The organism is Pseudomonas fluorescens (assembly GCF_000968015.1).
Classification (GTDB): domain Bacteria; phylum Pseudomonadota; class Gammaproteobacteria; order Pseudomonadales; family Pseudomonadaceae; genus Aquipseudomonas; species Aquipseudomonas fluorescens_W.
The window spans coordinates 1-569 of record NZ_LACH01000129.1 but is presented as its reverse complement, the minus strand read 5'-3'; the positions used below and the strand labels follow the sequence as shown (position 1 = coordinate 569).

1 protein-coding gene is annotated in these 569 nt (G+C 55.9%); it reads right to left on the bottom strand.

Annotated elements, in window-relative coordinates:
* Positions 1 to 36: 36 nt before the first annotated feature.
* Positions 37 to 381 carry a hypothetical protein gene (locus VD17_RS31090; protein ID WP_046057182.1) on the bottom strand — a complete coding sequence of 115 codons (345 nt, stop codon included), beginning with the start codon at positions 379 to 381 and terminating at the stop codon, positions 37 to 39.
* Positions 382 to 569: the final 188 nt, after the last annotated feature.

The window sequence follows — 569 nt, the reverse complement described above, 5'->3', positions numbered from 1 at the left end:
GAGCAGGCTCGCTCCCACATGTTCATATCGGTTGGATCAGTGTTTCTGTTTGTCGTCGACGGCCGACAAATCGTGTAAATGACGACGGGACAATGCGAGAAAACGTGGAGTCGGACCGATGTCTTCGTACAGCGGATCACCTTCTTCGTCGGTGGCCACGACGGTCGAGCCCTTCACGTACGGGAAGCTTTTTTCGAGCTCTTCCAGGGCGGCGCCGATCAGTTCGCCGAGCAGTTCTTCGGGTTGCCGTTTGGGGTACATATCGACAATGGCCGCCAGTCGTGCGGCGGCTTCCACATCCAGATGAATCGAGTATCCGGTGTCGGTCAGGCGACCCTTGGCGTTTTCTTCCCAGTGATGGGCAAGCTCGCGGATTTTCATAGTGACCTCAATGCGCACCTGCTCGTGGCAGGCAGTGTCAGTGTCCGGCAATCGCCGGCGGCAGCCGTTGTAAGGCTTACTCTTCAGACTAGCTTTAACGCCCAAGGTTTAAAGTCCCTTCGTCGTCTAATGCCGTTGGGGGGATTGGGTGTATATCCGTTTTTGCCGTGATGGCTGATTACGGTTTC

Bases quoted from the DNA above. Each gene is read 5' to 3' on its own strand.
- VD17_RS31090 (WP_046057182.1), bottom strand. From the start codon at position 381: ATGAAAATCCGCGAGCTTGCCCATCACTGGGAAGAAAACGCCAAGGGT.